This is a genomic window from Pseudomonas sp. PDM14 (genome assembly GCF_014851905.1).
Classification (GTDB): Bacteria; Pseudomonadota; Gammaproteobacteria; order Pseudomonadales; family Pseudomonadaceae; genus Aquipseudomonas.
Genome location: NZ_JACVAQ010000001.1, coordinates 2,375,279 through 2,400,441, shown reverse-complemented (window position 1 = coordinate 2,400,441; position 25,163 = coordinate 2,375,279). Strand labels below are relative to the sequence as shown.

Below are 25,163 nucleotides of genomic sequence, written 5' to 3'. Positions count from 1 at the left end.
CTTCCGGTTTGCTGCGCCAGGCTCTAGCCTGACGTCTTGAGCCCCATCAGAATCTAACCCATGACAACCGACTTCCAACCCGCCTGGTGGCTGCGCAATCCTCACCTGCAGACCCTCTGGGGCTCGCTGTGCCGCGCGGCGCCGAAGCTGGAGCGCCAGCGTGAACGGTTGTGGCTGGAAGACGGCGACTTTCTCGACCTCGACTGGCACGGCCCGCACGAGGCCGCTGCGCCACTTGTCCTGCTGCTGCATGGGCTGACCGGCTCTTCCAGCTCGCACTACATCCTCGGCTTGCAGCAACGCTTGGCCGCGCAGGGCTGGGCCAGCGTGGCGCTGAACTGGCGCGGCTGCTCGGGCGAGCCGAACCTGCTGCCACGCGGTTATCACTCCGGCGTCAGCGAGGATGTGCTGCACGCCGTGCGCCACCTGCAAGCGAAGCGACCACTGGCGCCGCTGTACGCGGTCGGTTATTCGCTGGGCGGCAATGTGCTGCTCAAGTACCTCGGCGAACACGGCGAGCAGTCGGGGCTGCAGGGCGCGGTGGCAGTCTCCGTGCCGTTCCGCCTGGATCACTGCGCCGAGCGTATCGACCGCGGCTTTTCCAAGGTCTACCAGGCGCATTTCATGCGTGCTCTGGTGGCGTACGTGCGCGACAAGCAGCGAAGCTTCGCCCACCACGGCCACACCGATCGCCTGGCCGTGCTCGAACAGCTCGGCTCGCTCGACGGCATGCGCACCTTCTGGGATTTCGATGGCCGCTTCACCGCGCCGCTGCATGGCTACAGCGATGCCGACGACTACTACCGGCGCGCCTCCAGCCGCTACTACCTGGGCGAGATCCGCACGCCGACGCTGATCATCCAATCCAGCGACGACCCGTTCGTCTTCCCCCACAGCGTGCCGGAACGTGGCGAGCTGTCGGCCAGCACCGAGCTGGAGCTGCATGCGCGCGGCGGCCATGTCGGCTTCATCGGCGGCGCCCTGCGCCAGCCCGAGTACTACCTGGAATCACGCATTCCTGCCTGGCTGGCGAGTAAGCGCGTCTAGCCCGGAGCGTCCAGCAGGATGCGCTCGAGCGGCACATGCAGCTTGCGATTCAGCGCTTCCACCGCCTGCTCCGCCTGCGCGGTGACATGCCCGCTTTCCAGCGCCAGCACCTGGTAGATGCCGCGCCGCATCATCTCCTCGCTGAGCTCGCTGGTGGTGCCGTGGATGGTGCAGAGGAAACGCACCCAGGAAGTGAGGATGATCCAGCTGTTGAGGGTCAGTGCCTCGATCTGCGTGGCGTTCATGGCCAGGATGCCGGCATCGGCGAAGCCCTGGTAGATGCTCTTCGCGCGCTGCAGGCAGTTGCTGGCGAACTCGCGGTAGGCGATGGCCAGCTCCTCGTCGGTTTCCAGCAGGTGCTCGAGGTCGCGGTGCAGGAAGCGGTAGTGCCACATCGAGGCGAGCAGCGCCTCGAGGTAGAAGGTCTTGTCGTCGACGGTCAGCGCGCGGCCCTGGGGCGGGCGCAGGAAAGCGTTGACCCGGTCGGCGTACTGGGCGAACAGCTCGGCGATGATCGCCTGCTTGTTGCGGAAGTGGTAATACAGGTTGCCGGGCGACATGCCCAGGTGCGCGGCCAGGTGGTTGGTGGTCACGCTGCGCTCGCCCTGCGCGTTGAACAGGCTCAGGCTGGCGTCGATGATGCGGTCACGGGTCTTGTTTTTCGGGGCCATTGGTCCGGCTCGAAGGATTTCGAAAGGGCAAACCTACAGGGAACCACCCGCTCTGACGACCGGGCAGTGCATGGTTTGACATATTAGAGCAATTACTCTAAAAATCACCTTCATTCTTTCCCGCCGAATCCACAAGGATCACGTGCCATGGTCGCCGACATCGCCTACCTGCAGCAGAGCCAACAGCAGATCAACCAGCTGGAACCGCTGCTGGCCAGCCAGCGCGCCGCATTCCGCGCCAACCCCATGCCCTCGGCCGAACAGCGCCGCGCCTGGCTGAAAGCCCTGCGCACACTGGTCCTCGACGAGCGCCAGCGGCTGATCGATGCGGTGTCCAGTGACTTCAGCAACCGCGCCGCCAGTGAAACCCTGCTCGCCGAGATCATGCCCAGCCTGCATGGCATCGACTACGCCAGCAAACGACTCGGCAAGTGGATGAAACCGTCGCGGCGCAGTGTCGGCGTGGCCTTCCAGCCCGCCTCGGCGCGGGTGGTGTACCAGCCGCTCGGCGTGGTCGGGGTGATCGTGCCGTGGAACTACCCGCTGTACCTGGCCTTCGGCCCGCTGATCGGCGCGCTGGCCGCCGGCAACCGGGTGATGATCAAGATGAGCGAATCGACCCCGGCCACCTCGCAGCTGGTCAAGGACCTGCTGGCCAAGGTCTTCCCCGAAGACCTGGTCAGCGTCGTGCTCGGCGAGGCCGATGTCGGCCAGGCCTTCTCGCGCCTGCCGTTCGACCACCTGCTGTTCACCGGCGCCACCAGTATCGGCCGCCATGTGATGCGCGCGGCCGCCGACAACCTGGTGCCGGTGACCCTGGAGCTGGGCGGCAAGTCGCCGGCCATCGTCAGCGCCGATGTGCCGCTGCAGGACGCCGCAGAGCGCATCGCCTTCGGCAAGACCATGAATGCCGGGCAGACCTGCGTGGCGCCAGACTATGTGCTGGTGCCGCAAGACCGCGTGGAGGGCTTCATCGAGGCCTACCGTGGTGTCGTGCAGCGCTTCTACCCGACCCTGGCCAACAACCCGGACTACACGGCCATCGTCAACGATCGCCAGCTCAACCGCCTCAAGGGCTACCTCGACGACGCCGAGAGCAAGGGCGCGACACTGGTGCCGCTGTTCGCGGAAAACCAGGGCCGGCGCATGGCGCAGACCCTGGTGCTGAACACCAGCGACGACATGAAGCTGATGCAGGAAGAGATCTTCGGCCCGCTGCTGCCGATCATCCCCTACCAGCGCCTCGACGACGCCTTCACTTACATCAACGATCGCCCACGCCCCCTGGCGCTCTACTATTTCGGCTACGACAAGCACGAGCAGCAGCGCGTGCTGCACGAAACCCACTCCGGCGGCGTGTGCATCAACGACACCCTGCTGCACGTGGCGCAGGACGACATGCCGTTCGGCGGTGTCGGCCCCTCCGGCATGGGCCACTACCATGGCCACGAGGGTTTCCTGACGTTCAGCAAGGCCAAGGGCGTGTTCATCAAGCAGCGCTTCAACGCCGCCAAGTTCATCTACCCGCCGTATGGCACCTCGATCCAGAAACTGATCCAGAAGCTGTTCGTGCGCTGACAGCAGCGCCCCCAAGCAGGTGACAACAACAATGACAGACACCTCACTCACCACCCCGGCGCTGTCGCGCCGCGGGTTGCTCAAGATCGGCCTGTTCGGCAGCGCCTTTCTCGCCACCGCAGGCGTCACCGCCAGCCTCAGCGGCTGCTCGGCAGACGTACCCGCCGCCGGCTTCACCGTGCTCCGGCAGAGCGATCTGCCGGTACTGCGCGCGCTGATCCCGGTGGTGCTGGACGGCGCCCTGCCGGCGGCCGACATGCTCGGCGCCGTGGAAGGCACGCTCAAGAGCATCGACGGCGGCCTGCACTATCTATCACCGGAAATGCTCAAGCTCACCACCCAGCTGTTCGATGTGCTGGCCATGGGCATCACCCGCGGCCCGCTGACCGGCATCTGGGGCAGCTGGGACAACGCCTCGAAAGGCGATATCGAGGCATTCCTGGCGCGCTGGGAACACAGCTCGCTGGACCTGTTGCGCATGGGCCATTCGTCGCTGCTGCAGCTGGTGCAGATGGCCTGGTACGGGCGCCCCGAAGCCTGGGGCCATTGCGGTTACCCTGGCCCGCCGAAATTCTGATTGGCGTCACCCATAACAAGAGAAACCGACATGCCCGTACCTGATGTTTTCCGCGAAGGCCTGGCCCGCGGCTGGACCACCTATGACGGCTCGCGCCTGGAAAAGGACCTGCTGCTGGAGGCCGACGTGGCCATCGTCGGCAGTGGCGCGGGCGGCGGCACCACCGCGGAGATCCTCAGCGCGGCCGGACTGCGCGTGCTGCTGATCGAGGAAGGGCCGCTGAAGACCAGCAGCGACTTCAAGATGCAGGAAGCCGACGCCTACCCGCAGCTGTACCAGGAAGGCATCGGGCGCATGAGCAAGGACGGCGCCATCACCATCATGCAGGGCCGCGCCGTGGGCGGCACCACGCTGGTGAACTGGACATCCAGCTTCCGCACGCCGGAGCCGACCCTGCAGCACTGGGCCGACGCACACGCGGTCAAAGGCCACAGCGCCGAGGAGATGGCGCCCTGGTTCGCGCGCATGGAAGAGCGCCTCGGCGTGGCGCCGTGGATCATGCCGCCGAACGCCAACAACGCAGTGATCAGCACCGGCTGCGAAAAGCTCGGCTACAGCTGGCACGTGATCCCGCGCAACGTGCGCGGCTGCTGGAACCTCGGCTATTGCGGCATGGGCTGCCCGGTCAACGCCAAGCAGTCGATGCTGGTCACCACCATCCCGGCGACCCTCGACAAGGGCGGCGCCCTGCTCTACCTGGCCCGCGCCGAACGCCTGGTGCACGATGGCAACCACGTCAGCGGCCTGGAATGCGTGGGCATGGACGAACGCAGCGTGGCACCCAACGGCCGGCGCATCATGGTCAAGGCCCGGCACTACGTGCTCGCCGGCGGCGGCATCAACACCTCGGGCATCCTCCTGCGCTCCCAGGCGCCGGACCCACACGCACGCGTTGGCAAACGCACCTTCCTGCACCTGGTGAACTTCTCCGCCGCGCAGTTCGACGAGGTGATCAACCCGTTCTACGGCGCGCCGCAATCGGTGTACTCCGACCATTTCCAGTGGGACCACGGCGCCGCCGGGCGCATGTCCTACAAGCTGGAGGTGCCGCCCATGCAGCCGGCGATTTCGGCCACCCTGCTCGGCCGCTTCGGCCTCGACAATGCGATGCGCATGGAACAGCTGCCGCACACCAACGTGATGCTCGCGCTGATGCGCGACGGCTTCCACCCGGACAGCGCCGAAGGCACGGTGGAACTGCGCAGCGACGGCAGCCCGGTGCTCGACTACCGACTCACCGATTACACCTGGGACGGCCTGCGCCGCGCCTACCACAACATGGCCGATATCCAGTTCGCCGCCGGCGCCAAGGCGGTGCTGCCGGTGCACGCCGATGCCGACTACGTGAAGACGCCGCAGGCGGCGCACGAGCTGATCGAGCGCCTTGACCTCCAGCTGTTCCGTGCCCGCCTGGCCAGCGCCCATGTCATGGGCGGCTGCGCCATGGGCGAAGACACGACGCAGGCGGTCACCAACAGCCTCGGCCAGCACCATCAGCTGGAGAACCTGTCGATCCACGACGGCTCCCTGTTCCCCACCAGCATCGGCGCCAACCCGCAACTGTCGATCTACGGCCTTACCGCCAAGCTGGCCAGCCTGCTGGCGCAGCGCCTACAAGCCTGAGCCTCGCTGATCGCGTGGCATTCATGAGCGCCCGCCTGGGGGCGCTCGGCATGCCACCGGCTTGGCCCTGGCGGCATGCTGCGCTACCATCCGACTCCCCCAAGGCTCCAGCCAGGACGTCACGATGAATCGAGTGTTGTACCCGGGTACCTTCGACCCCATCACCAAAGGGCATGGCGATCTGATCGAACGCGCCGCGCGCCTGTTCGACACCGTGGTCATCGCAGTTGCCGCCAGCCCGAAGAAGAACCCGCTGTTCCCCCTGGAACAACGCGTCGAACTGGCCCGGGAAGTTACCAAGCACCTGCCGAACGTCGAAGTCGTCGGCTTCTCCACGCTGCTCGCGCACTTCGTCAAGGAACAGAACGCCAATGTGCTGCTGCGCGGCCTGCGTGCGGTGTCGGACTTCGAATACGAATTCCAGCTGGCCAACATGAACCGGCAATTGGCGCCGGAGGTGGAAAGCCTGTTCCTGACGCCGTCGGAGAAGTATTCCTTCATCTCCTCGACCCTGGTGCGCGAAATCGCCGCGCTCGACGGTGATATCAACAAGTTCGTCCACCCGGCCGTGGCCGAGGCCCTCGCGCAGCGCTTCCAGAAGCGCTGATCGCCCACCTGCGCGGCGTCGGCCCAGGCCGCCCGCGCATGGCGCCTGTGCCGACAATCCGGCACAATTCACCCCTCACTGCCTGAACGTGTCGCGGCCGACGGCCACGACAGGAGTTTTTGATGTCCCTGAAAATCACCGACGATTGCATCAACTGCGACGTCTGCGAGCCCGAATGTCCGAATGCCGCCATTTCCCAGGGTGAGGAGATCTACGTGATCGACCCCAACCTGTGTACCGAATGCGTCGGTCACTACGACGAGCCGCAGTGCCAGCAGGTGTGCCCGGTGGATTGCATCCCGCTCGACGAAGCCCGCGTCGAGAGCAAGGACGAACTGATGCAGAAGTACCTGGTTATCACCGGCAAGGCCTGATTGATCGTCGTTAACCTGCTGCGCTCGGCCATACTGCGTTGCAAGCCGGCTCGGAATGCTCATTTACATTCGTAAACTCCGCTTCCTCGTCAGCTTTCGCCTTGTCTGACCTTCGCTCGCGACGTTTAACAACGACCAATAGCATGTTCAAAACTACCTTTTTCGCACTTCTGGTCGTCCTTGGCTGTGTTCTACAGGCGCAGGCGGCCAATCCACAGCACGCAGCCGTCGCCACCGCCCACCCGGCCGCCACCGTTGCCGGCCTGGAAACCCTGGCCCTGGGCGGCAATGCCTTCGACGCCGCCGTGGCGATCAGCGCTGCACTGGCGGTGGTCGAACCCTATGGCTCCGGGCTCGGCGGTGGCGGTTTCTTTCTCCTGCGCCAGGGCGGCGAGCCCGCCACCTACCGCTTCCTCGATGCCCGTGAACGCGCACCGCTGGCCGCCAATGCCGACCTGTACCGGCGCGACGGCAAGGTCGAGCGCGAGCTGTCGCTGAACGGCGCCCTGGCCGCGGCAATCCCCGGTCTGCCCGCGGCCCTGGTGGTGCTCGCCGAGCGCTATGGCAAGCTGCCGCTGGTCGATTCGCTAACGCCGGCCATCCGCCTGGCGCGTGATGGCGTCGGCATCGACCCGGTCTACCGCGAGCGCGCGCAGTGGCGCCAGGACGCATTGCTGGCTGACGCGGAAAGCGCACGCATCTTTCTCGAACAGGGGCGGGTACCGGCGCAGTTCGGCCTGCTGCGCCAGCCCGAGCTGGCGCGCACCCTGGAACGCCTGGCCCGTGACGGCCACGCCGGCTTCTACGGCGGCGAAACGGCGCAAAAGCTGCTGGCCGGGGTCAATGCCGCTGGCGGCGTGTGGTCTGCGCGGGATCTCGCCGAGTACCGCGTGGTCGAGCGCCAGCCGTTGCGTTTCGTGCTTGCCGAGGGCCGCGAACTGATCGGTGCGCCGCCCCCGTCGGCCGGCGGCGTCGCCTTGGCGCAGAGCCTGGCGATGCTGCAGGAACTGCCCTGGCGCAAGGCCGGGGACGTGCAGCGCAGCCACTACGTGATCGAGGTCCTGCGCCGCGCCTACCGCGACCGCGGCGCACTGGGCGACCCCGACCACGTGCGCAATCCACTGAACCTGCTGCTCGACGCCAGTTACCTGCGCAACCAGGCCCGTGGCATCGACCTGCAACGCGCCACGCCCAGCGCCAGCCTGCCGCCGGCACCGAGCTGGCGAGAAGGCGATCACACCACCCACTTCACCGTGCTGGACCGCGACGGCAACGCGGTAGCGGCGACACTGTCGATCAACCTGCCGTTCGGCGCCGCCTTCACCGTGCCGGGCACCGGCATCCTGCTCAACAACGAAATGGACGATTTCGCCGCGGACGTGCAGGGCAGCAATGTCTACGGCCTCAGCGGCAGCCAGGCCAACGCCATTGCCGGCGGCAAACGCCCGCTGTCGAGCATGAGCCCGACCTTCATCGAGAGCCCGACGGACTTCGCCAGCTTCGGCACGCCTGGTGGCAGCCGCATCCCAAGCATGGTGCTGCTGGCCGTGCTCGATTACCTGGAACAGCGTCCGGTGGCGCAATGGCCGGCCTCGCCGCGCTATCACCACCAGTACCTGCCCGATGTTCTGGAATACGAACCCGGGGCCTTCTCGCCGAGCCAGGTCAGCACCCTGGAAATGCGCGGCTATAACCTGAAGCCAGTCGAGCGGCGCTACGGCAATCAGCAGGTGCTGCTCTGGCGCAAGCAGGACGGCCAGGTCGAAGCGGCCAGCGACCCACGCGGCATCGGCCAGGCGCAGCTGTGGAAGTGAGCCGGCGGGTGAGACCAGCAGAAACGAAAAAGCCGGTCGCAAGACCGGCTTTTCTTTGGACGCCTCGAAGGATCAGTCCTTCTTGTAACCGCTCTCGGTGCAGCCCAGGCAGCGCACGAACGCGGCAGCGCCCGGCTCGACCACCAGCGCATGGCCAGCTTCCTTGATGTTGCCGCCAGCCGCGGTGAACGGCAGGCTGACCACGAACAGGCCGGCACCGATCACGGTCGCGCCGATCAGCAGCGGGCGGGCGATGAAGAAGTCACCCACCATGGCATAGGCAGGTGGGGCCTCGAGGGTGTAGGTCGGATCGCCACTGGCATTCTGCTGCTCCACAGCCGCATACGCCGGCAGTGCCAGCAGGCCAGTGGTCAGAGCCAACACCGCAGCGGTGGTGCGAAACAGAGTCATGGTTGCGGTCCTTCATTGTTTAGTTATGGCAGAACGATCTTCGTAACTATAACAGCGCTTGCGCAAATGTCAGCGTGAACGCCGTCAATCGCCGTGGAACGCATACTGCGGCTTTTTCGGCTCATAGGGCCGGAAAAAAGCCAGCAGCGTGCGCAGGTCCGCTTCGGCGTCGCCAGTGGGCATGAACGGTGCACCGATCACCACCCGGCGATTGGCGTAATCGAGCGCCGCCGGGACGATCGGCACGCCCGCGCCGCAGGCGATATGGTAGAAGCCCATGCGCCAGCGCTCCACCCGCTTGCGCGTGCCTTCCGGCGACAGCACCAGGATGAACTCATCGGCCTGTTGGAAGCGCTGCACCGCCTGCTCGACCATGTTCAGTGTCAGATGCCGCTGGATGGCGATACCGCCCCAGCTGCGCAGCAGCCCGGCGAAGGGCCAGACGAAGATGCTGTGCTTGCCGAACCAGCGTGCGTTCAGGCGCAGGACGAACTTCAACGCGATGAACAGCACGAAGTCCCAGTTGGAGGTGTGGTGCGCGCCGATGGCGACGAACTTGTCGAGCCTCGGCAGCTCGCCCTCGATACGCCAGCCCAGCAGGTTCAAGGTGGTTTGCCCCAACCACTGCGCGAACGGATTGGGCGGCAGGTAGTTGCCGGACATCGTGTCTCTCTTATTGTTGTTTCAGGTGATGCGTTTCAGCGCTGGCATTTCGGGCAGTACACACTCGCTCGCTGGCCCAGCTTGACCTCGCGCAGCGTGCTGCCACAGGCCTTGCAGAACTGCCCGCCACGACCGTAGACGAACAGCTCCTGCTGGAAGTAGCCCGGCTGGCCATCGCCGCCGACGAAGTCACGCAGGGTAGTGCCGCCGCGCTCGATGGCGTGGGCGAGGATGCGTTTGATCTCATGCGCCAGGGTCACGTAGCGGGCGCGCGACACGGTGCCGGCCTCACGGCGCGGGTCGATACCGGCGGCGAACAGCGCCTCGGAGGCGTAGATGTTGCCCACGCCCACGACCACGGCGTTGTCCATGATGAACGGTTTGATCGCCATCGAACGGCCGCGCGACAACTGATACAGGCGCTCGCCGTCGAACAGCTCGGTCAGCGGCTCCGGGCCCAGGCGGATCAGCAGCTCATGGTTGAGCGGGTCACTGCTCCACAGCAGCGCACCGAAGCGCCGCGGATCGGTGTAACGCAGCGCCAGACCGGACTCCAGCTCAATGTCGACGTGCTCGTGCTTGGCAGCTGCCAGCCCGCACTCCACCAGGCGCAGGCTGCCGGACATGCCCAGGTGGCCGATCAGCGTGCCGCTCTCGGCCTTCATCAGCAGGTACTTGGCGCGGCGCTCGACGCTTTCGATGCGCTGCCCGGAAAGGCGCACATCGAGGTCTTCGGGGATCGGCCAACGCAGGCGGCGCTCACGCACAATGACCCGGCTGACGCGCTGGCCTTCGAGGAAGGGCGCGATTCCACGCCGGGTGGTTTCGACTTCTGGAAGTTCGGGCATGACTGCGATGGAACTGGACAGGGGGCGCCACCTTAGCAGGAAGCGCCAAGGCGGTTAAGCGCCGCTCAGCCGCCGGCGCCGAGGTCGTGGATGGTTTCCTTGAGCGTCTCGAAGTCGTACTCGGACAGGCCGACGTACTCCAGCACCACGCGCTGGATGCTCTCCCACTCGTGGTCACGCTCCTGGTTGCCCAGCACGCGGTAGCAACCGCAGATGTGCTCGGCCATCTTGAGGATCGCCAGGAGGTTCTTCAGCTGCGCATCGCGGCTGGTTTCATCGCTGAAGATGGCCAGGGCGTTGTGGTGGTTGGCAATCGCCTCGCACAGGTGCAGCGGCAGGTTCCACGACTTGGCGGTGAAGTAGCCGACCACCGCGTGGTTGGTGTTGAGCAGACGGTTTTCCGTGTCCACCACGCGGCGCTCTCCACTGGCGCTGTAGTACGCCTCCTCCAGCACGGTCATGTACTGCGGGAAGCGCTTGAGCATCAGCGGGATGCCGCAGTTGTGGAACAGGCCCAGGGTGTAGGCCTCGTCCGGTGCCTCGCAGCCAATGCGCTTGGCCAGGGTCAGGCAGGTCATGGCCACGTCCTGGGCGGTATCCCAGAAGCGGTTGAGGATGACGATGGTCTCGTCGCTCATCTCGCCGCGGATCGACAGCGCGTTGATCATGTTGATCACCGACCGGCTGCCGAGCAGGTTCACCGCGCGCTGGATCGAGCTGACCTTGTTGGCCAGGCCGAAGTACGGCGAGTTGACGATCTTCAGCAGTGCGCCGGACAAGCCCGGGTCCTGGCTGATCAGCTTGGCGATGGTCTTCAGGTCAGGGTTGGGCATGACCTGTTCCATCTGCAGATCGACCATGATCTGGGGTTGCGGCGGCACACTGATGCCCTGCAGCACCTGATGGATCTGTTCGGCGGAAAGTTCTTGGGCCATGACCTGAGGAGTTTGGAAATTGGGCGGAGGTTCTCAGTTTAACCCGGAGTTTCGCCGCAGCAGGCATAACTTTGCCTGATCTTTTCATTCGCCCCCGGGTCGGACCTTTAGATGCTGCCTGGTCGCGCCCACCCATGGTGCTGCAGGCTTACCCGTACGCGGCTCTCACTCAGGAGTACCCGAACATGAGCACTTCCCTCAAAGGTAAACGTGTCGCCCTGCTGGTGACGGACGGTTTCGAGCAGATCGAGCTGACCGGCCCCAAGCAGGCCCTGGAACAGGCGGGCGCCATCGCCGAGATCGTCTCGGCCAAGCTCGGCCAGGTGAAAGGCTGGCACCACACCGACCCCGGTGACAGCTTCAGCGTCGACAAGACGTTCGACGCCATCCGCATCGAGGACTACGACGCCGTGGTGCTGCCCGGCGGCGTGGTCAACGCCGACACCATCCGCACCGATGAAACGGCCCAGGGCCTCGTCAAGGACGCCGCACGCGCCAACAAGCCGATCGCGGTGATCTGCCACGGTGGCTGGCTGCTGGCCTCGGCCGGCCTGGTCAAGGGCAAGACCATGACCAGCTGGCCCTCGCTCACCGACGACCTGAAGAACGCTGGCGCCAACTGGATCGACCAGGACGTGGTGGTCGATGGCACGCTGATCAGCAGCCGCAAACCGGACGACATCCCCGCATTCAACAAGCAGCTGATCGCCAGCCTGGCCGCCTGACAACCGGCGAGCGGCCCGCCGGTGCGCGGGTCGCTTGGGCTATAATCGCGCTCTTTTTTTCGGAGCGCCCCCATGACCCTGCCCAGCCTGCGCCTAAAAGCCAATGCCGACCGCCGCCTGCGCGCAGGTCACCTGTGGGTCTACAGCAACGAAATCGACGTCACCGCCACGCCGCTCGCCGGCTTCCAGCCCGGTGACCAGGCCATCCTCGAAGCCGCCGGCGGCAAGCCGCTGGGCGTCGTGGCGATGAGCCCGAACAACCTGATCTGCGCCCGCCTGCTGTCCCGTGACGTCAAGCACGTGCTCGACAAATCCCTGCTGGTGCACCGCCTCAACGTGGCCCTGAGCCTGCGCGAGCGCCTGTTCGACCAGCCGTTCTACCGCCTGGTCTACGGCGACTCCGACCTGCTGCCGGGCCTGGTGGTCGACCGCTTCGGCGACCATCTGGTGGTGCAGCTGGCCTCCGCCACCATGGAGCACAACAAGGACGCGCTGATCGAGGCGCTGGTCCAGGTGCTCAAACCGCGCGGAATCCTGTTCAAGAACGACTCTGCCGCCCGCGATGCCGAAGGCCTGGAGCGCTACGTCGACACCGCCTTCGGCGTGGTGCCGGAGTGGGTCGACCTGGAAGAAAACGGCGTGAAGTTCCAGGCGCCGGTGCTGGAAGGCCAGAAGACCGGCTGGTTCTACGACCACCGCATGAACCGCGCGCGCCTGGCGCCCTACGTCAAGGGCAAGCGCGTGCTCGACCTGTTCAGCTACATCGGCGGCTGGGGCGTGCAGGCCGCGGCGTTCGGCGCCAGTGAAGTGTTCTGCGTCGACGCCTCCGGCTTTGCCCTCGACGGCGTGGAGCGCAACGCCACCCTCAACGGCGTGGCTGAGCAGGTCACCTGCGTCGAAGGCGACGTGTTCGCCGCCCTCAAGGAGCTGAAGTCCGCCGAGGAACGCTTCGACGTGATCGTTGCCGACCCGCCCGCCTTCATCAAGCGCAAGAAGGACATCAAGAACGGCGAGGCCGCTTACCGTCGCCTCAACGAGACCGCCATGCGCATGCTCAACAAGGACGGCATCCTGGTCAGCGCCAGCTGCTCCATGCACCTGGAAGAAGACAACCTGCAAAACATCCTGCTGACCAGCGCCCGCCATCTGGACCGCAACATCCAGCTGCTCGAACGCGGCGCCCAGGGCCCGGATCATCCGGTGCACCCGGCCATTGCCGAGACGCGCTACATCAAGAGCCTGACGGTGCGCCTGCTGCCCAACAGCTGATGCTTTTGTAGGGTGCGCCGTGCACACCAGGGTTCCTCACCGAATACCCTCGGTGCGCACGGCACAGCCTACTAAGCGCCCCCGCCTTGCCGGGGGCGACCGCCAGCCTTTCCCAGGCCGGCGTCTGCGGCGTAGAATCGGCCCATTCCTCGCCAACCATCCCCGGCGGGCCGGTGAGCCCAGGCCGTACAAGCGGTAACCCCGCTTCGACTACGACCCACACCGAAAGCGCGGCCATCTTGCCGTCACTGTCGGTCGATCAGCGCTCATGCACACCTATAACCAGACACCTGATTAGCCAGGAAACCGTCATGCCTGATTACCGCTCGAAAACGTCCACCCACGGCCGCAACATGGCCGGCGCCCGTGCCCTGTGGCGCGCCACCGGGATGAAGGACGAAGACTTCAAGAAGCCGATCATCGCCATCGCCAACTCCTTCACCCAGTTCGTGCCCGGCCACGTGCACCTGAAGGACCTCGGCCAGCTGGTCGCCCGCGAGATCGAGAAGCACGGCGGCGTGGCCAAGGAATTCAACACCATCGCCGTGGACGACGGCATCGCCATGGGCCACGACGGTATGCTCTATTCGCTGCCGAGCCGCGAGATCATCGCCGACGCCGTCGAGTACATGGTCAACGCCCACTGCGCCGACGCCATCGTCTGTATCTCCAACTGCGACAAGATCACCCCCGGCATGCTGATGGCCGCCCTGCGCCTGAACATCCCGGTGATCTTCGTCTCCGGTGGCCCGATGGAAGCCGGCAAGACCAAACTGGCCAGCCACGGTCTGGACCTGGTCGACGCCATGGTGATCGCCGCCGACTCCACCGCCTCCGATGAGAAGGTCGCCGAGTACGAGCGCAGCGCCTGCCCGACCTGCGGTTCGTGCTCCGGCATGTTCACCGCCAACTCGATGAACTGCCTGACCGAAGCCCTGGGCCTGGCCCTGCCGGGCAACGGTTCGACCCTGGCCACCCACAGCGACCGCGAGCAACTGTTCCTGCAGGCCGGCCGCACCATCGTCGAGCTGTGCAAGCGTTACTACGGCGAGAACGATGACTCGGTGCTGCCGCGCAACATCGCCAACTTCAAGGCGTTCGAGAACGCCATGACCCTGGACATCGCCATGGGCGGTTCCACCAACACCATCCTGCACCTGCTGGCCGCCGCCCAGGAAGCCGAGATCGACTTCGACCTGCGCGACATCGATCGCCTGTCGCGCAAGGTGCCGCAGCTGTGCAAGGTGGCGCCGAACATCCAGAAGTACCACATGGAAGACGTGCATCGCGCCGGCGGCATCTTCTCCATCCTCGGCTCGCTGGCCCGTGGCGGCCTGCTGCACACCGACCTGCCGACCGTGCACAGCAAAACCGTGGCCGAAGCCATCGCCAAGTGGGACATCACCCAGACCAGCGATGAAGCCGTGCACACCTTCTTCAAGGCCGGCCCGGCGGGCATCCCGACGCAGACCGCGTTCAGCCAGTCGACCCGTTGGGAAACCCTCGACGACGACCGCGAGAACGGCTGCATCCGCAGTGTCGAGCACGCTTACTCGCAAGAAGGCGGTCTGGCCGTGCTGTACGGCAACATCGCCCTCGACGGCTGCGTGGTGAAGACCGCCGGTGTGGATGAGTCGATCCATATCTTCGAAGGCAACGCGAAGATCTACGAGAGCCAGGACAGCGCCGTGCGCGGCATCCTCGCTGACGAAGTGAAGGAAGGCGACATCGTCATCATTCGCTACGAAGGCCCGAAAGGCGGCCCGGGCATGCAGGAAATGCTCTACCCGACCTCGTACCTGAAGTCCAAGGGCCTGGGCAAAGCCTGCGCCCTGCTCACCGACGGCCGCTTCTCCGGCGGCACCTCGGGCCTGTCGATCGGCCACGCTTCCCCCGAAGCGGCTGCCGGCGGCGCCATCGGCCTGGTGCGCGAAGGCGACAAGATCCTGATCAACATCCACGAGCGCACCATCAACCTGCTGGTCAGCGACGAGGAAATCGCCCATCGCCGCCACGAGCAGGACAAGAAGGGCTGGAAGCCGGTGGAAAGCCGTCCGCGCAAGGTCACCACGGCGCTCAAAGCCTACGCCCTGCTCGCCACCAGCGCTGACAAGGGTGCGGTGCGCGACAAGGCGCTGCTGGAAAAACTGGTGCAGTAAGCGCATCCGCTCCACGAAAAAGCCCGGCAACCGCCGGGCTTTTTCTTTCGCCTTGCCAGATGCGCGCGCGGGCACGATCCGGCGCGCGCATTTGTTACCATGGCGCCCCCAGCCCTGACGACGCGCCCATGCCCGACCGTTCCCGCCCCGCCGCTCCACGCGCCCTGTTCGACACCGTGCAGGCACACTTTGCCACGCACATTGTGCCGCTCTGGCAAGGCCCCGGCTGGAACGCGGAACTCGCCCTGCCCTACGAAGCACTGGACGCAGCCCACCGCCCGCTGCCCGTGCAGCGCTACCGCGCCATGGCCTGCGCCCGCCAGCTCTACCTGTTCAGCAGCCTGATCGACCAGCCGGCATTTCCCGCCGCCCGGGAGCGCGCCGCCGCGCTGTTCCAGTCGTTGCAACGGCACTTCCACGACGCCAAGCACGGTGGCTGGTTCTACAGCATCGACCCACACGGCGCGCCGCTGGATACCAGCAAGGACCTGTACACCCACGCCTTTGTCATCTTCGCCTGCGCACACTACTGGGCGCGGGTGCGCGACGCGCAGATCGAGGCCGTGCTGGATGAGGCCCTGGCGCTGTTGCACAGCCGCTTCGCCGACGGCCGCGGCCTGTACGAGGCCAGCCTGGCGCGGGACTGGTCGTCGCGCGGTACCGGGCCCTTGCAGAATCCGTTGATGCATCTGGCCGAAGCACTGCTGGCCGTGCTCGCCGCCCGTGAAGACAGCGCCGTACAACGCACCCTGCTGGCCCTGGTCGACGCCCTGCAGGCGCGCTTCATCGAGCCGGACCATGGCCTGATGCTGGAAAAACCGCGCGGGGCGGCCGACAACTGGTTCGAGCCGGGGCATCAGTTCGAGTGGTTCTTCCTGCTGCAGTCCTCGCCGCTGCTGCGTGGCACGCCCCTGCACGCCTCGCTGGAACAGGCCTTCGTCTACGCCGAACAGGTCGGCGTGCGCGCCGACGGCGGCGTGCTGGCCATGCTCGCGGCCGACGGCACGCCGCGCGACAGCAGCCAGCGCATCTGGGCCCAGGCCGAATACATCCGCGCCCTGACCCTGCGCCCGCACGGTGACGCGCGCGTGCAGCAGCAGTTGCAGGTGCTGCACACGCGCTTCCTGCATGCCGGTGGCTGGCACGAGAGCCTCGATGGCGAGGGCCGGCTGTCGCGCCCGGACATGCCCTCGACCACGCCCTATCACCTGGCCACCTGCTACACCGCCCTGGCCGAACGCTTCGCCTGAGCGGTTCCGGGGCGTGTGCATTGCCAGGTAGCGTTCAGGCGCTATAACAGGGTGACCACCCGAGCTTGCCTAGGGTCTGTTCCCGTTTCGTTCACGGCCGCGACGTAGCCAGTATTTGCGCGGAGCTAGGCACGAGACGCGAAGTGTGGTCGGCCAAATAACGACGTTCCGCGCAAATACTGGCCCGTCCCTTCGGGTGGGGCCGCCTAGGTTGCGCGCCAAATCGCGCCATGCGGCGTTGCGGGACTTGGCAAGGGAATGACCATTACCAGCGTCCCGCGCCTTGCCTGGCGCGATTTGGCGCAGCAACGCGGTTCGCGAACGAAACGGGAACAGACCCTGGGAGCGTGCATGAAAATCGGCCTGATCTCCGACACCCACGGCCTGCTGCGCCCCGAGGCGCTGGCAGCATTGCAGGGCTGCGCGCACATCGTCCACGCCGGCGACATCGGCAACCCACAGATCATCGAGCGCCTGCGCGAGCTGGCGCCGCTGACCGTGGTACGCGGCAACAACGACGAGGACGCCGCCTGGGCCGCCGCCATCCCCAGCGAAGCGGTGCTGCGCATCGGTGGCATCGGCCTGTACGTGGTGCATGAGCTGGCCGACGTGCCCGAGCAATTGCCCGCCGGCATCGACGTGGTGGTCACCGGCCATTCGCACAAACCGGCGCAGCAGCTGCGCCACGGCGTGCTCTACCTCAACCCCGGCAGCGCCGGGCCGCGGCGCTTCAAGCTGCCGATCGCCCTGGCGCTGCTGCATGTCGACAACGGCCAGGTCGAGGCTGAAATGATCGAGCTGACCGTCTAGCTCGCCGCTCAGCAACGCCATCGGCACGCAGGCAAGCGCCACCCGAAGCCTTGCAGGAGCGCCACTAAATCATTGCCAAGCCTTGAAAAGCCCCTCCGTAGAGGCCACCTAGACAGGTACTGATTTTCAGCCTGCCCAGCCCTCAGCCAATGGAGCCCCATGACCCTCGACGACCTCAACGCCCTGCCCGGCGTCACCGGCACGCCTGACGCGGCCACCGCCGACTTCGTCTACAACCACACCATGATCCGGGTGAAGAACCTCGAACACGCGCTGGACTTCTACACCCGCGTGCTGGGCTTCAGCCTGATCGAGAAGATCGACTTCGAGCAGGCCAAGTTCAGCCTGTACTTCCTCGCCCTGATCGCCGACAAGTCGCAGATACCTGCCGACCCGAGCGAGCGCCACCAGTGGCGCAAATCGATCCCCGGCATCCTCGAGCTGACCCACAACCACGGCACCGAGAACGACGCCGACTTCAGCTACCACAACGGCAACAGTGACCCGCGCGGCTTCGGCCACCTGTGCGTCGCCGTACCGGACATCCACGCCGCCTGCGCACGTTTCGAGGAGCTGGGCGTGACCTTCCAGAAGCGCCTGAGCGACGGCAGCATGAAGGACATCGCCTTCATCAAGGACCCGGACGGCTACTGGGTCGAGATCATCCAGTTCACCCCGGTGGTCTGAGCCCCCGAAGTGCGGCAGGCGTGCAAGGCGCCTGCCGCCACCGCGCTCAGCTGACGCCCATGTAGCGCCCGGCGCGGTGGTTGACCGCCAGCACCATGTTCAGCGCCACCGCACCAAGCACCGACAGCGCGACCTTGTCCGGGGTGACGATGAAGATCGACGCCAGCACGATGGTCGCGTCCACGCCCATCTGCACCGCACCGGCACGCAGACCGAAACGTTCCTGCAGGTACAGCGCGAGGATGTTCACCCCGCCCAGGCTGGCGCGGTGGCGGAACAGCATGAGCAGCCCCAGGCCCATCGCGAAGCCGCCGAACACCGCGGCGTACAGCGGGTTCAGCGCGGCAAACACCACCCATTGCGGCGTCAGCTCGGCGAGCAGCGACACCAGGGCCACGGCACAGGCCGTGCGCAGGGTGAACTGCCAGCCCATGCGCCACAACGCCAGGGCGTAGAACGGTACGTTGAGCAGGAAAAACACCAGGCCGAACGGCCAGCCTGCCAGGTACTTGAGCAAGAAGGCCAGGCCCACGGTGCCGCCGGTGAGCAGCCCGGCGTGGCTGTAGAAGGCAATACCCAGGGCCACCATGGCGGTGCCGAAGACCATTGCCAGGGCGTCCTCCCACAGCGGATGGCGGACGAATATCTCGGCAACCGATTCCGCGTCGGCGGAAACGCTGTCGGGGGTGGTGTCACTCATGGACGCGAACCTCTTCGCCGGCAATGCAGGCGACAGCATAGGGCGTCGCCCGACGCGCGGGACGACGCAGATCAAGGGAATGCAGATGGCGAAGGCACGCGCTCAGGCGCGCCAGGTTCAACCGTAACAGCTGTCGGGCGAAGGCAGCGCCTAGCCGCGCTGCCAGGTCTCGAAGCGATAGGCTGGCGACGTCTCCAGGGCAGCATGCTCCTCGTGCTCGACGCAGCGCCAGGCGGCCTCGTCGAAGGCCGGGAACCAGGCATCGCCCTCGGGCTGCAAGGCCACACGGGTCAGGTACAGGCGCGTGGCCTGCGCCAGGCCTTGGCCGTAGAGCTGCGCGCCGCCGATCAGCATCAGCTCGTCGACACCCTGCTCCCGCGCCCACTCATCGGCACGCTGCACCGCGGCCTCCAGCGACGGGAAGACTTCCGCGCCCTCCAGCTGCAAGCCGGGCTGGCGGCTGACCACCAGATTGAGCCGGCCAGGCAGCGGACGACCAAGGGAATCCCAGGTCTTGCGACCCATGATGATCGGCTTGCCGAGGGTCTTGGCCTTGAAGTGCTTGAGGTCCGCCGGCAGGTGCCAGGGCAGTTGGTTGTCGCGACCGATCACGCGGTTTTCCGCGAGGGCAGCGATCAGGCAGAGGGGGAGCGTCGTTTTCATCGGCGCAGGATAACGGCTCGGCCGGCGCGATTGAAGCGCCAGCGCGGCTTCATGTGCCCTGACTGCCTGGTCGCTTGAGCACCACGCGGTTGCGCCCCTGCTCCTTGGCCAGGTACAGCGCCACGTCGGCCAGGCGCAGGGCATCCTGCAGGCTCTGGTGCGGCAGCGGCAGGACATAGGCCAGGCCGATGCTGATGGTCACCACCGGCGCCACCTCCGACTGCTCGTGCGGCACGGCCAGGGCCTGGATGGAAGCGCGCAGGCTCTCCAGGATCGGCAGGATGTCTTCCTCGCGCAGGCCGTACCAGAGGCCGACGAACTCCTCGCCGCCGTAGCGCGCGGTGCTGTCCAGCGGGCGCCGGGCGTGCTGGCCGATGACCTCGGCCACCGCACGCAGCGCCTCGTCTCCGGCGGCGTGGCCGTAGCGGTCGTTGTAGCGCTTGAAGTAGTCGATATCCATCATCACCACCGCCAGCGACTGGCGCTCGCGCATGGCCTGGCGCCAGCTGCGCTCGGCCCGCTCGCTGAAGGCGCGCCGGTTGAGCAGGCCGGTGAGAAAGTCCTTCTCCGCCAGGTCCTGCAGCAGGCCCTGGGCGAGGAAGTTCTGCCGCGTGGCGTAGTCGAGGAAGTAGCAGCCGACCGAGCCGATGACGTTGGCCGTGCCCAGGAAGAAGGCGTTGTACAGCAGCACTTCGCCGCTCAGGCCGCTGACCGCTTCCACCATCAGGTAGGCGAAGAAGATCAGCCAGCCGCACAACGAGGCCGCGACAAAGCGCAGGCCGGTGAGGAAGTAGAAGAACACCGTGACCAGGATGATGCCCTCGTAGGGCAATGGGAAACTGGCCTCGCGGGCGATCCAGATGATCGCCACCACGCCCAGGCCGCAGCCCAGCGAGCAGAGCCCGGCGATCAGCTGGAAGTGCGGGTGCAGCGCCTTGCGGTAGGACGCCCACCAGGTGCAGAAGAGCATCGGCAGCATCACCCCCAGACGCAGGGCGATGGTCTGGTTGCGCACGCTTTCCGGCAGGCTCACCGCGTCGAGCACAGCGAACAGCAGGATCAGCACCATGGCCACCAGCAGTGCCCAGCGCATGCGTACCATGAACACATTGATGTGGTAGCGGTTGAAAGCCTCCTCCATCTCGCCGTCGAAGCGCAGCAGACGGAAGCCGTCGCGGTGCTGACGCAGGTAGGGGGAGTCCTGATTGACCCAGTCCAGATGCGGTAACTGCACGATAGCCGCTCGCTGTATTGTTCTTATGCTCGCCAGACTAGTCTGCCGTCATACCCATAGACAAGTCGGCGCTTGCCCCGCAGCGCGTCGCAGGGGTTATGCTCTGGGCTCGACCTGCAACCGGACCACCGCGTGACTGCCGACCACTCACCCGCGCCGAACCGCCTGCAACGCCTCTGGCTGTGCGAAACCCTGAGCCTGCGCGAAGAGCACGCCGGCCCGCTGGAAGACGGCGAAGCCAACCGCCACGCCCGCGCCACCGGCAACGACCTGCGTCAGCGCATCGAGGCCCGTGCCCTGTGGCTGGCCGCGCGCGACGGCCAGGTCCAGGCGCAGCGTCACTGGCTGCAGGGCGCGCGCCTGGCCCTGTGGCTGCTGCTGATCCTGGCCCTGGCCAGTGGCGCCGGCCTCGCTGTAGCAGCGCTCGGCGATGGCAGCCGCGCGGTCAACGTGTTCTGGGCACTCGGCAGCCTGCTCGGCCTGCACCTGGCGCTGTTGATCGGCTGGGCGCTGAGCCTGATGCTGCCCGGCGACCAGGGCGCCGCGCTTGGCCGTCTGTGGCTGTGGCTGAGCGAACGCCTGGCCCGCGACGCCCGCGCCGCGCAACTGGCCCCGGCGCTGGTGATACTGCTGCAACGCCGACGGCTCAACCGCTGGCTGCTCGGCATGCTGGTCCACGGCCTGTGGCTGGTGGCCCTGAGCGCTGCCCTGTTGATGCTGCTGGCCCTGCTGTCGACGCGCCGCTACGGCTTCGTCTGGGAAACCACCCTGCTCGGCAGCGACACCTTCGTCGCCCTGACCCAGGCCCTCGGCGCCCTGCCCGGCTTGCTCGGCTTCGCCCTGCCCGACGCACAGACCATCCGCGCCAGCGGCGACAGCGCCCTGACCAGCGAGGCCGCACGGCACGCCTGGGCCGGCTGGCTGATCGGCGTGCTGCTGGTCTACGGCCTGCTACCACGCCTGCTGCTCGGTCTGTTCTGCCTGTGGCGCTGGCAGCACGGCCAGGCGCTCCTGCAACTCGACCTCAGCCTGCCCAGCTACCGCCTGCTCGCCGAACGCCTGCAGCCGCCCAGCGAACGTCTCGGCGTGCTCGACCCGGCGCCCGACCTGGTCACACCAGCCGCCAACGCCACGGCGACGCTGTCGAGCAGCGGCGCCCTGCTCGTCGCCATCGAGCTCGACCCGCAACGTGCCTGGCCACCGGCCCTGCCCAAGGGCATCGGCGACGCCGGCATCCTCGACAGCCGTGAGCAGCGCCAACACCTGCTCGAACAGCTTGGTCGCTTCCCCCCGGCACGCCTGCTGATCGCCTGCGACCCGCGCCGTTCGGCCGACCGCGGCACCCTGGCGCTGCTCGGCGAGCTGGCGCGCAGTGCCGGCGAAGCCCGCATCTGGCTGCTCCAGCCGCCACCCGGTGAGGCCCAGGACAGCCAGCGCCTGGGCGACTGGCACCAGGCCCTCGATAAGCTCGGCCTGCGCTGGTCGGACTGCGCGCCGCAGACCTGGCTGGAGAGCGGACATGACTAAGGCGCTGAAACTGGCCGTGGTCGGCCACACCAACGTCGGCAAGACCTCGCTGCTGCGCACCCTGACCCGCGACGTCGATTTCGGCGAGGTCTCGCACCGGCCAAGCACCACCCGGCATGTCGAGGGCGCGCGTCTGTCGGTCGACGGCGAAGCACTGCTCGAGCTGTACGACACCCCCGGTCTGGAAGATGCCATCGCCCTGCTCGACTACCTGGAACGCCTCGACCGGCCAGGCGAGCGCCTCGACGGCCCTGCGCGGGTCACGCGCTTCCTCGATACCGCCGAGGCGCGCCAGCGCTTCGAGCAGGAGGCCAAGGTGCTGCGCCAGCTGCTCGCCTCGGACGCCGGGCTGTACGTGATCGACGCCCGCGAGCCGGTGCTGGCCAAGTACCGGGATGAATTGGCAGTGCTCGCCGGCGCCGGCAAGCCGCTGCTGCCGGTGCTCAATTTCAGCGGCCATCCGCAGCAACGCGAAAGCGAATGGCGCGACGCCCTGGCCCGCCTCGGTCTGCATGCGCGGGTAGCGTTCGACACCGTGGCGCCGCCGCTGGACGGCGAGCGGCGCCTGTATGAAAGCCTGGCGCTGCTGCTGGAACAGGCGCGTCCGCAGTTGGAGCGGCTGATCCTCGACCACGAAGCACAGCGCGGCGCCCGCCATCAGGCCGGTGCGCGCCTGGTCGCCGAACTGCTGGTCGACTGCGCCGCCTGCCGACGCAGCGTCGCCGCCCAGGGCGACATCGAGGCCGGTGAAATCCGCGCGCTGCACACGACCATCCGCCAGCGCGAGCAGACCTGCGTCGAGGCACTGCTGCGCCTGTACGCCTTTCGCCGCGAAGACGCTCGGGCCGGCGACCTGCCGTTGCTCGACGGGCGCTGGGGCGACGACCTGTTCAACCCGGAAACCCTGCGCCAGCTCGGCATCAATGTCGGTGGCGGCATGGCCGCGGGCGCCGCGGCCGGGGTCGGCATCGACCTGCTGGTCGGCGGCCTGACCCTCGGCGCCGCCACGCTGCTCGGCGCCCTCGCCGGCGGTGGCCTGCAAACTGCCCGCGCCTACGGCGGACGCCTGCTCGGCAAGCTCAAGGGGCAGCGCGAGCTGACCGTCGACGACGGCGTGCTTCGCCTGCTCGCCCTTCGCCAGCGTCAGCTGCTCGCTGCCCTCGATGCCCGCGGCCACGCCGCGACCACGGCGATCCAGCTCGACGCGCCGCAGGACAAGAGCTGGCGCGAAGCCCGCCTGCCCGAGGCGCTGCGCAAGGCGCGTGCGCATCCCGAGTGGTCGTCACTGAATCCCGGCGCGCGTCTGGAACAGGCCGAGCGTCAGCAGCAAGTGGCCAACCTGGCCGTGGAGCTGGGCGGCAGCTGAAGGGTCGACGGCGGCAAACGCTTGCCGCCAATGGCCAGGCACTGCCGCCGCCCACGCGCCGATCAGGCCGCGCAACCTGTTGATTAAAAAGCGCTTGATCAAAAAATAGTAAAGCTGGCACCCACCTTGCTCCTGGGACAGTCCGCGCTCATGCGGACCCCAGGAGGAACCATGAACAGCATCAGTGGCATTGGCGGACACAATCCGCTGTCGGTCATCGGCCGACGCGCCAAAGAAGGCTTTCGGGAGGAGGAGCTCGCCGCTCCGCAACCGGTCATTCCCCCCAGCTTCAAGGCAACCGGCACCTACGATCACCAAACCGAAGCAGCTTACGAAGAGGCGTTCGCCAAGCTGCGGGTCAACCTGCAGAACCGCGCCGAGATCGACGGCGTGGAATCCAGCGTCAGCCGCGGCACGCTGACCCAGAGCCTGACCAAGGAAGACCCGGCCGTGCAGGCCTTTCGCGAGTACATGGACATGACCCCGGCCGAGAAGATGCGCGACGCCATCCTCAAGGAGATGGGCCTGAGCGAGGAAGAGGTCGACGCCATGTCGCCGGAGCAGCAGGAGGCGATCGAGAAGGAGATTGCCGAGCGCATGCAGGACCGCGCCGAGCTGCAGGCTGCCAAGGAGATCGAGGAGAACGCCAATGGCTTCGCCCTTGCCAACGGCAGCCCGGAAGAAGAGGCAGCCCTGCTGTCCTGAGCGCGGCGTAATCAGCGCCGACTGAGACTGGTCCAGAGCGTGGCGGCGACGATGAGCAGTCCGCCGATCCACGCCTGCAGGCTCAGCTGCTCGCTCAGCCAGAGCACCGCGAACAGCGCGCCGAACAGCGGCTCGCTGCCCATCAGCAACGATACCCGCGTCGGGCTGCTGTGGCGCAGTGCGTGATTCTGGATGAAGAAGGCGAACAGGGTGGCGAACAGCACCAGGTACAGGCTGCCGATCCAGAACGCCGGCTCGCGCGGCAAGGCCGGCAGGCCACCGGGCAACAGCAGCGTGCCGAGCAGCAGACAGCCACCACCGATCACTCCGGTCTGCACCGCCGTCAGCGCCAGCGCCGGCACGTTGGTGTGCGCGGTCAGGCGCCGCGTCAGGCACACCAGCAGCGCGCGCAACGCCGCGGCCAGCAGCATCAGGCCATCGCCCAGGTTGAAGTTCAGGTCCACCCCGCCGCTCAGCAGCCAGGTGCCCAGCAGCGACAGCCCCACCGCCGGCAGCATGCGCGAGTCCGGACGCTGGCCGAGCATCAGCCACTCGACGAAGGGCGTGATCACCACGCACAGACTGATCAGGAACGCCGCGTTGCTGGCGCTGGTGTGCAGTACGCCGTAGGTCTCGCAGAGGAAAATCGCCAGCATCACCGCGCCCAGCGGCAGGCCCGGCGCCCAGGCCTTGCGTCCTTCACCGCTCAGTTGCGGCAAGAGGATGAGGAAGGTCAGGCAGAACCGCACGGCAAGAAAACCCAGCACCGGGTAGAAGGCCAGCGCCTGCTTGGCCACGCCGTAGCTGCTGCCCCAGATCACCGCAACCAGCAGCAACAGCAGGTCGCTGCCCTGCAGGAGACGCACTCGGGACTGGCTGATCAGGGTGGACATGGGCAACTCCGCAAGGCACATCAGGAC

The 25,163-nt window shown here is 66.8% G+C and carries 26 protein-coding genes; 17 read left to right on the top strand and 9 right to left on the bottom strand.

The window, feature by feature from the left end:
* The first annotated feature begins 60 nt into the window (after positions 1 to 60).
* The gene (locus tag IB229_RS11300; protein ID WP_192328539.1) at positions 61 to 1,047 is read left to right on the top strand and encodes a hydrolase; all 987 of its coding nucleotides are present in this window, start codon (positions 61 to 63) and stop codon (positions 1,045 to 1,047) included.
* Here IB229_RS11300 and IB229_RS11295 read toward each other — a convergent pair.
* Positions 1,044 to 1,718 carry a TetR/AcrR family transcriptional regulator gene (locus tag IB229_RS11295; protein ID WP_192328530.1) on the bottom strand — a complete coding sequence of 225 codons (675 nt, stop codon included), beginning with the start codon at positions 1,716 to 1,718 and terminating at the stop codon, positions 1,044 to 1,046. The genes IB229_RS11300 and IB229_RS11295 overlap by 4 nt on opposite strands.
* A 147-nt stretch (positions 1,719 to 1,865) precedes the next feature.
* Between IB229_RS11295 and IB229_RS11290 the strand changes: the two genes are divergently transcribed.
* The 6 genes from IB229_RS11290 to ggt all read left to right on the top strand — a co-directional run bounded on the left by IB229_RS11290 (position 1,866) and on the right by ggt (position 8,291).
* The gene (locus tag IB229_RS11290) at positions 1,866 to 3,296 is read left to right on the top strand and encodes a coniferyl aldehyde dehydrogenase (protein WP_192328527.1); all 1,431 of its coding nucleotides are present in this window, start codon (positions 1,866 to 1,868) and stop codon (positions 3,294 to 3,296) included.
* Positions 3,297 to 3,327: 31 nt separating this feature from the next.
* On the top strand, positions 3,328 to 3,873 hold the full coding sequence (locus IB229_RS11285) for a twin-arginine translocation pathway signal protein (RefSeq protein WP_192328524.1): 546 nt from the start codon (positions 3,328 to 3,330) through the stop codon (positions 3,871 to 3,873).
* A gap of 30 nt (positions 3,874 to 3,903) precedes the next feature.
* Positions 3,904 to 5,496 carry a GMC family oxidoreductase gene (locus tag IB229_RS11280; protein ID WP_192328521.1) on the top strand — a complete coding sequence of 531 codons (1,593 nt, stop codon included), beginning with the start codon at positions 3,904 to 3,906 and terminating at the stop codon, positions 5,494 to 5,496.
* A 124-nt stretch (positions 5,497 to 5,620) separates the two neighbouring features.
* A complete protein-coding gene (coaD, locus tag IB229_RS11275; protein ID WP_192328518.1) occupies positions 5,621 to 6,103 on the top strand; it encodes a pantetheine-phosphate adenylyltransferase in 483 nt (160 codons plus the stop codon).
* 122 nt (positions 6,104 to 6,225) lie between these two features.
* A complete protein-coding gene (locus IB229_RS11270; RefSeq protein WP_192328516.1) occupies positions 6,226 to 6,477 on the top strand; it encodes a YfhL family 4Fe-4S dicluster ferredoxin in 252 nt (83 codons plus the stop codon).
* 143 nt (positions 6,478 to 6,620) lie between these two features.
* Positions 6,621 to 8,291, top strand: coding sequence for a gamma-glutamyltransferase (ggt, locus tag IB229_RS11265; protein WP_192328513.1), 1,671 nt, complete (start codon positions 6,621 to 6,623; stop codon positions 8,289 to 8,291).
* Positions 8,292 to 8,363: 72 nt separating this feature from the next.
* On the opposite strand, the gene IB229_RS11260 is transcribed toward ggt, so the two are convergent.
* The 4 genes from IB229_RS11260 to IB229_RS11245 form a co-directional block, all read right to left on the bottom strand.
* On the bottom strand, positions 8,364 to 8,702 hold the full coding sequence (locus IB229_RS11260) for a multidrug transporter (protein ID WP_192328510.1): 339 nt from the start codon (positions 8,700 to 8,702) through the stop codon (positions 8,364 to 8,366).
* A gap of 84 nt (positions 8,703 to 8,786) precedes the next feature.
* Positions 8,787 to 9,365, bottom strand: a complete 579-nt coding sequence (locus tag IB229_RS11255) for a lysophospholipid acyltransferase family protein (RefSeq protein WP_192328506.1) — start codon at positions 9,363 to 9,365, stop codon at positions 8,787 to 8,789.
* A gap of 35 nt (positions 9,366 to 9,400) precedes the next feature.
* Entirely contained in the window at positions 9,401 to 10,213 is an 813-nt protein-coding gene (mutM, locus tag IB229_RS11250) for a bifunctional DNA-formamidopyrimidine glycosylase/DNA-(apurinic or apyrimidinic site) lyase (RefSeq protein WP_192328502.1), read from the bottom strand.
* A 65-nt stretch (positions 10,214 to 10,278) separates the two neighbouring features.
* Complete coding sequence (locus IB229_RS11245; RefSeq protein ID WP_192329382.1) at positions 10,279 to 11,094, bottom strand: HDOD domain-containing protein; 816 nt, start codon at positions 11,092 to 11,094, stop codon at positions 10,279 to 10,281.
* Positions 11,095 to 11,333: 239 nt separating this feature from the next.
* Here IB229_RS11245 and IB229_RS11240 point away from each other — a divergent pair, with 239 nt between their 5' ends.
* The 6 genes from IB229_RS11240 (at position 11,334) to gloA (ending at position 18,048) form a co-directional block, all read left to right on the top strand.
* The gene (locus IB229_RS11240; RefSeq protein ID WP_192328499.1) at positions 11,334 to 11,873 is read left to right on the top strand and encodes a type 1 glutamine amidotransferase domain-containing protein; all 540 of its coding nucleotides are present in this window, start codon (positions 11,334 to 11,336) and stop codon (positions 11,871 to 11,873) included.
* Positions 11,874 to 11,945: 72 nt separating this feature from the next.
* The gene (locus IB229_RS11235; RefSeq protein ID WP_192328496.1) at positions 11,946 to 13,142 is read left to right on the top strand and encodes a class I SAM-dependent rRNA methyltransferase; all 1,197 of its coding nucleotides are present in this window, start codon (positions 11,946 to 11,948) and stop codon (positions 13,140 to 13,142) included.
* A gap of 311 nt (positions 13,143 to 13,453) precedes the next feature.
* Positions 13,454 to 15,301 (top strand): dihydroxy-acid dehydratase, encoded by a 1,848-nt coding sequence (gene ilvD, locus IB229_RS11230; RefSeq protein WP_192328493.1) that lies wholly within the window; start codon positions 13,454 to 13,456, stop codon positions 15,299 to 15,301.
* A 128-nt stretch (positions 15,302 to 15,429) separates the two neighbouring features.
* A complete protein-coding gene (locus IB229_RS11225) occupies positions 15,430 to 16,551 on the top strand; it encodes an AGE family epimerase/isomerase (protein WP_192328489.1) in 1,122 nt (373 codons plus the stop codon).
* Positions 16,552 to 16,902: 351 nt separating this feature from the next.
* Positions 16,903 to 17,361, top strand: a complete 459-nt coding sequence (locus IB229_RS11220; protein WP_192328486.1) for a metallophosphoesterase family protein — start codon at positions 16,903 to 16,905, stop codon at positions 17,359 to 17,361.
* Between the two features lie 159 nt (positions 17,362 to 17,520).
* Positions 17,521 to 18,048: a lactoylglutathione lyase gene (gene gloA, locus IB229_RS11215; protein WP_192328483.1), complete on the top strand. Its 528-nt coding sequence runs from the start codon at positions 17,521 to 17,523 to the stop codon at positions 18,046 to 18,048.
* A 46-nt stretch (positions 18,049 to 18,094) separates the two neighbouring features.
* On the opposite strand, the gene IB229_RS11210 is transcribed toward gloA, so the two are convergent.
* Complete coding sequence (locus tag IB229_RS11210; protein WP_192328480.1) at positions 18,095 to 18,748, bottom strand: YitT family protein; 654 nt, start codon at positions 18,746 to 18,748, stop codon at positions 18,095 to 18,097.
* Between IB229_RS11210 and IB229_RS22040 the strand changes: the two genes are divergently transcribed.
* Positions 18,747 to 18,875: a hypothetical protein gene (locus tag IB229_RS22040; RefSeq protein ID WP_263864153.1), complete on the top strand. Its 129-nt coding sequence runs from the start codon at positions 18,747 to 18,749 to the stop codon at positions 18,873 to 18,875. The genes IB229_RS11210 and IB229_RS22040 overlap by 2 nt on opposite strands.
* A 23-nt stretch (positions 18,876 to 18,898) precedes the next feature.
* On the opposite strand, the gene IB229_RS11205 is transcribed toward IB229_RS22040, so the two are convergent.
* Positions 18,899 to 19,411, bottom strand: coding sequence for a dihydrofolate reductase (locus IB229_RS11205; RefSeq protein WP_192328477.1), 513 nt, complete (start codon positions 19,409 to 19,411; stop codon positions 18,899 to 18,901).
* Between the two features lie 49 nt (positions 19,412 to 19,460).
* On the bottom strand, positions 19,461 to 20,645 hold the full coding sequence (locus IB229_RS22095; RefSeq protein ID WP_192328474.1) for a sensor domain-containing diguanylate cyclase: 1,185 nt from the start codon (positions 20,643 to 20,645) through the stop codon (positions 19,461 to 19,463).
* Between the two features lie 132 nt (positions 20,646 to 20,777).
* Between IB229_RS22095 and IB229_RS11195 the strand changes: the two genes are divergently transcribed.
* The 3 genes from IB229_RS11195 to IB229_RS11185 all read left to right on the top strand — a co-directional run bounded on the left by IB229_RS11195 (position 20,778) and on the right by IB229_RS11185 (position 24,243).
* Positions 20,778 to 22,172, top strand: coding sequence for a DUF2868 domain-containing protein (locus tag IB229_RS11195; RefSeq protein ID WP_192328471.1), 1,395 nt, complete (start codon positions 20,778 to 20,780; stop codon positions 22,170 to 22,172).
* Entirely contained in the window at positions 22,165 to 23,538 is a 1,374-nt protein-coding gene (locus IB229_RS11190; protein WP_192328468.1) for a DUF3482 domain-containing protein, read from the top strand. Before IB229_RS11195 ends, IB229_RS11190 begins: the two co-directional genes overlap by 8 nt.
* Positions 23,539 to 23,709: 171 nt before the next feature.
* A complete protein-coding gene (locus IB229_RS11185) occupies positions 23,710 to 24,243 on the top strand; it encodes a hypothetical protein (protein WP_192328465.1) in 534 nt (177 codons plus the stop codon).
* 11 nt (positions 24,244 to 24,254) lie between these two features.
* Here the strand turns inward: IB229_RS11185 and IB229_RS11180 are convergent, their stop codons facing one another.
* Positions 24,255 to 25,136, bottom strand: coding sequence for a DMT family transporter (locus tag IB229_RS11180; protein ID WP_192328463.1), 882 nt, complete (start codon positions 25,134 to 25,136; stop codon positions 24,255 to 24,257).
* Between the last annotated feature and the right edge of the window lie 27 nt (positions 25,137 to 25,163).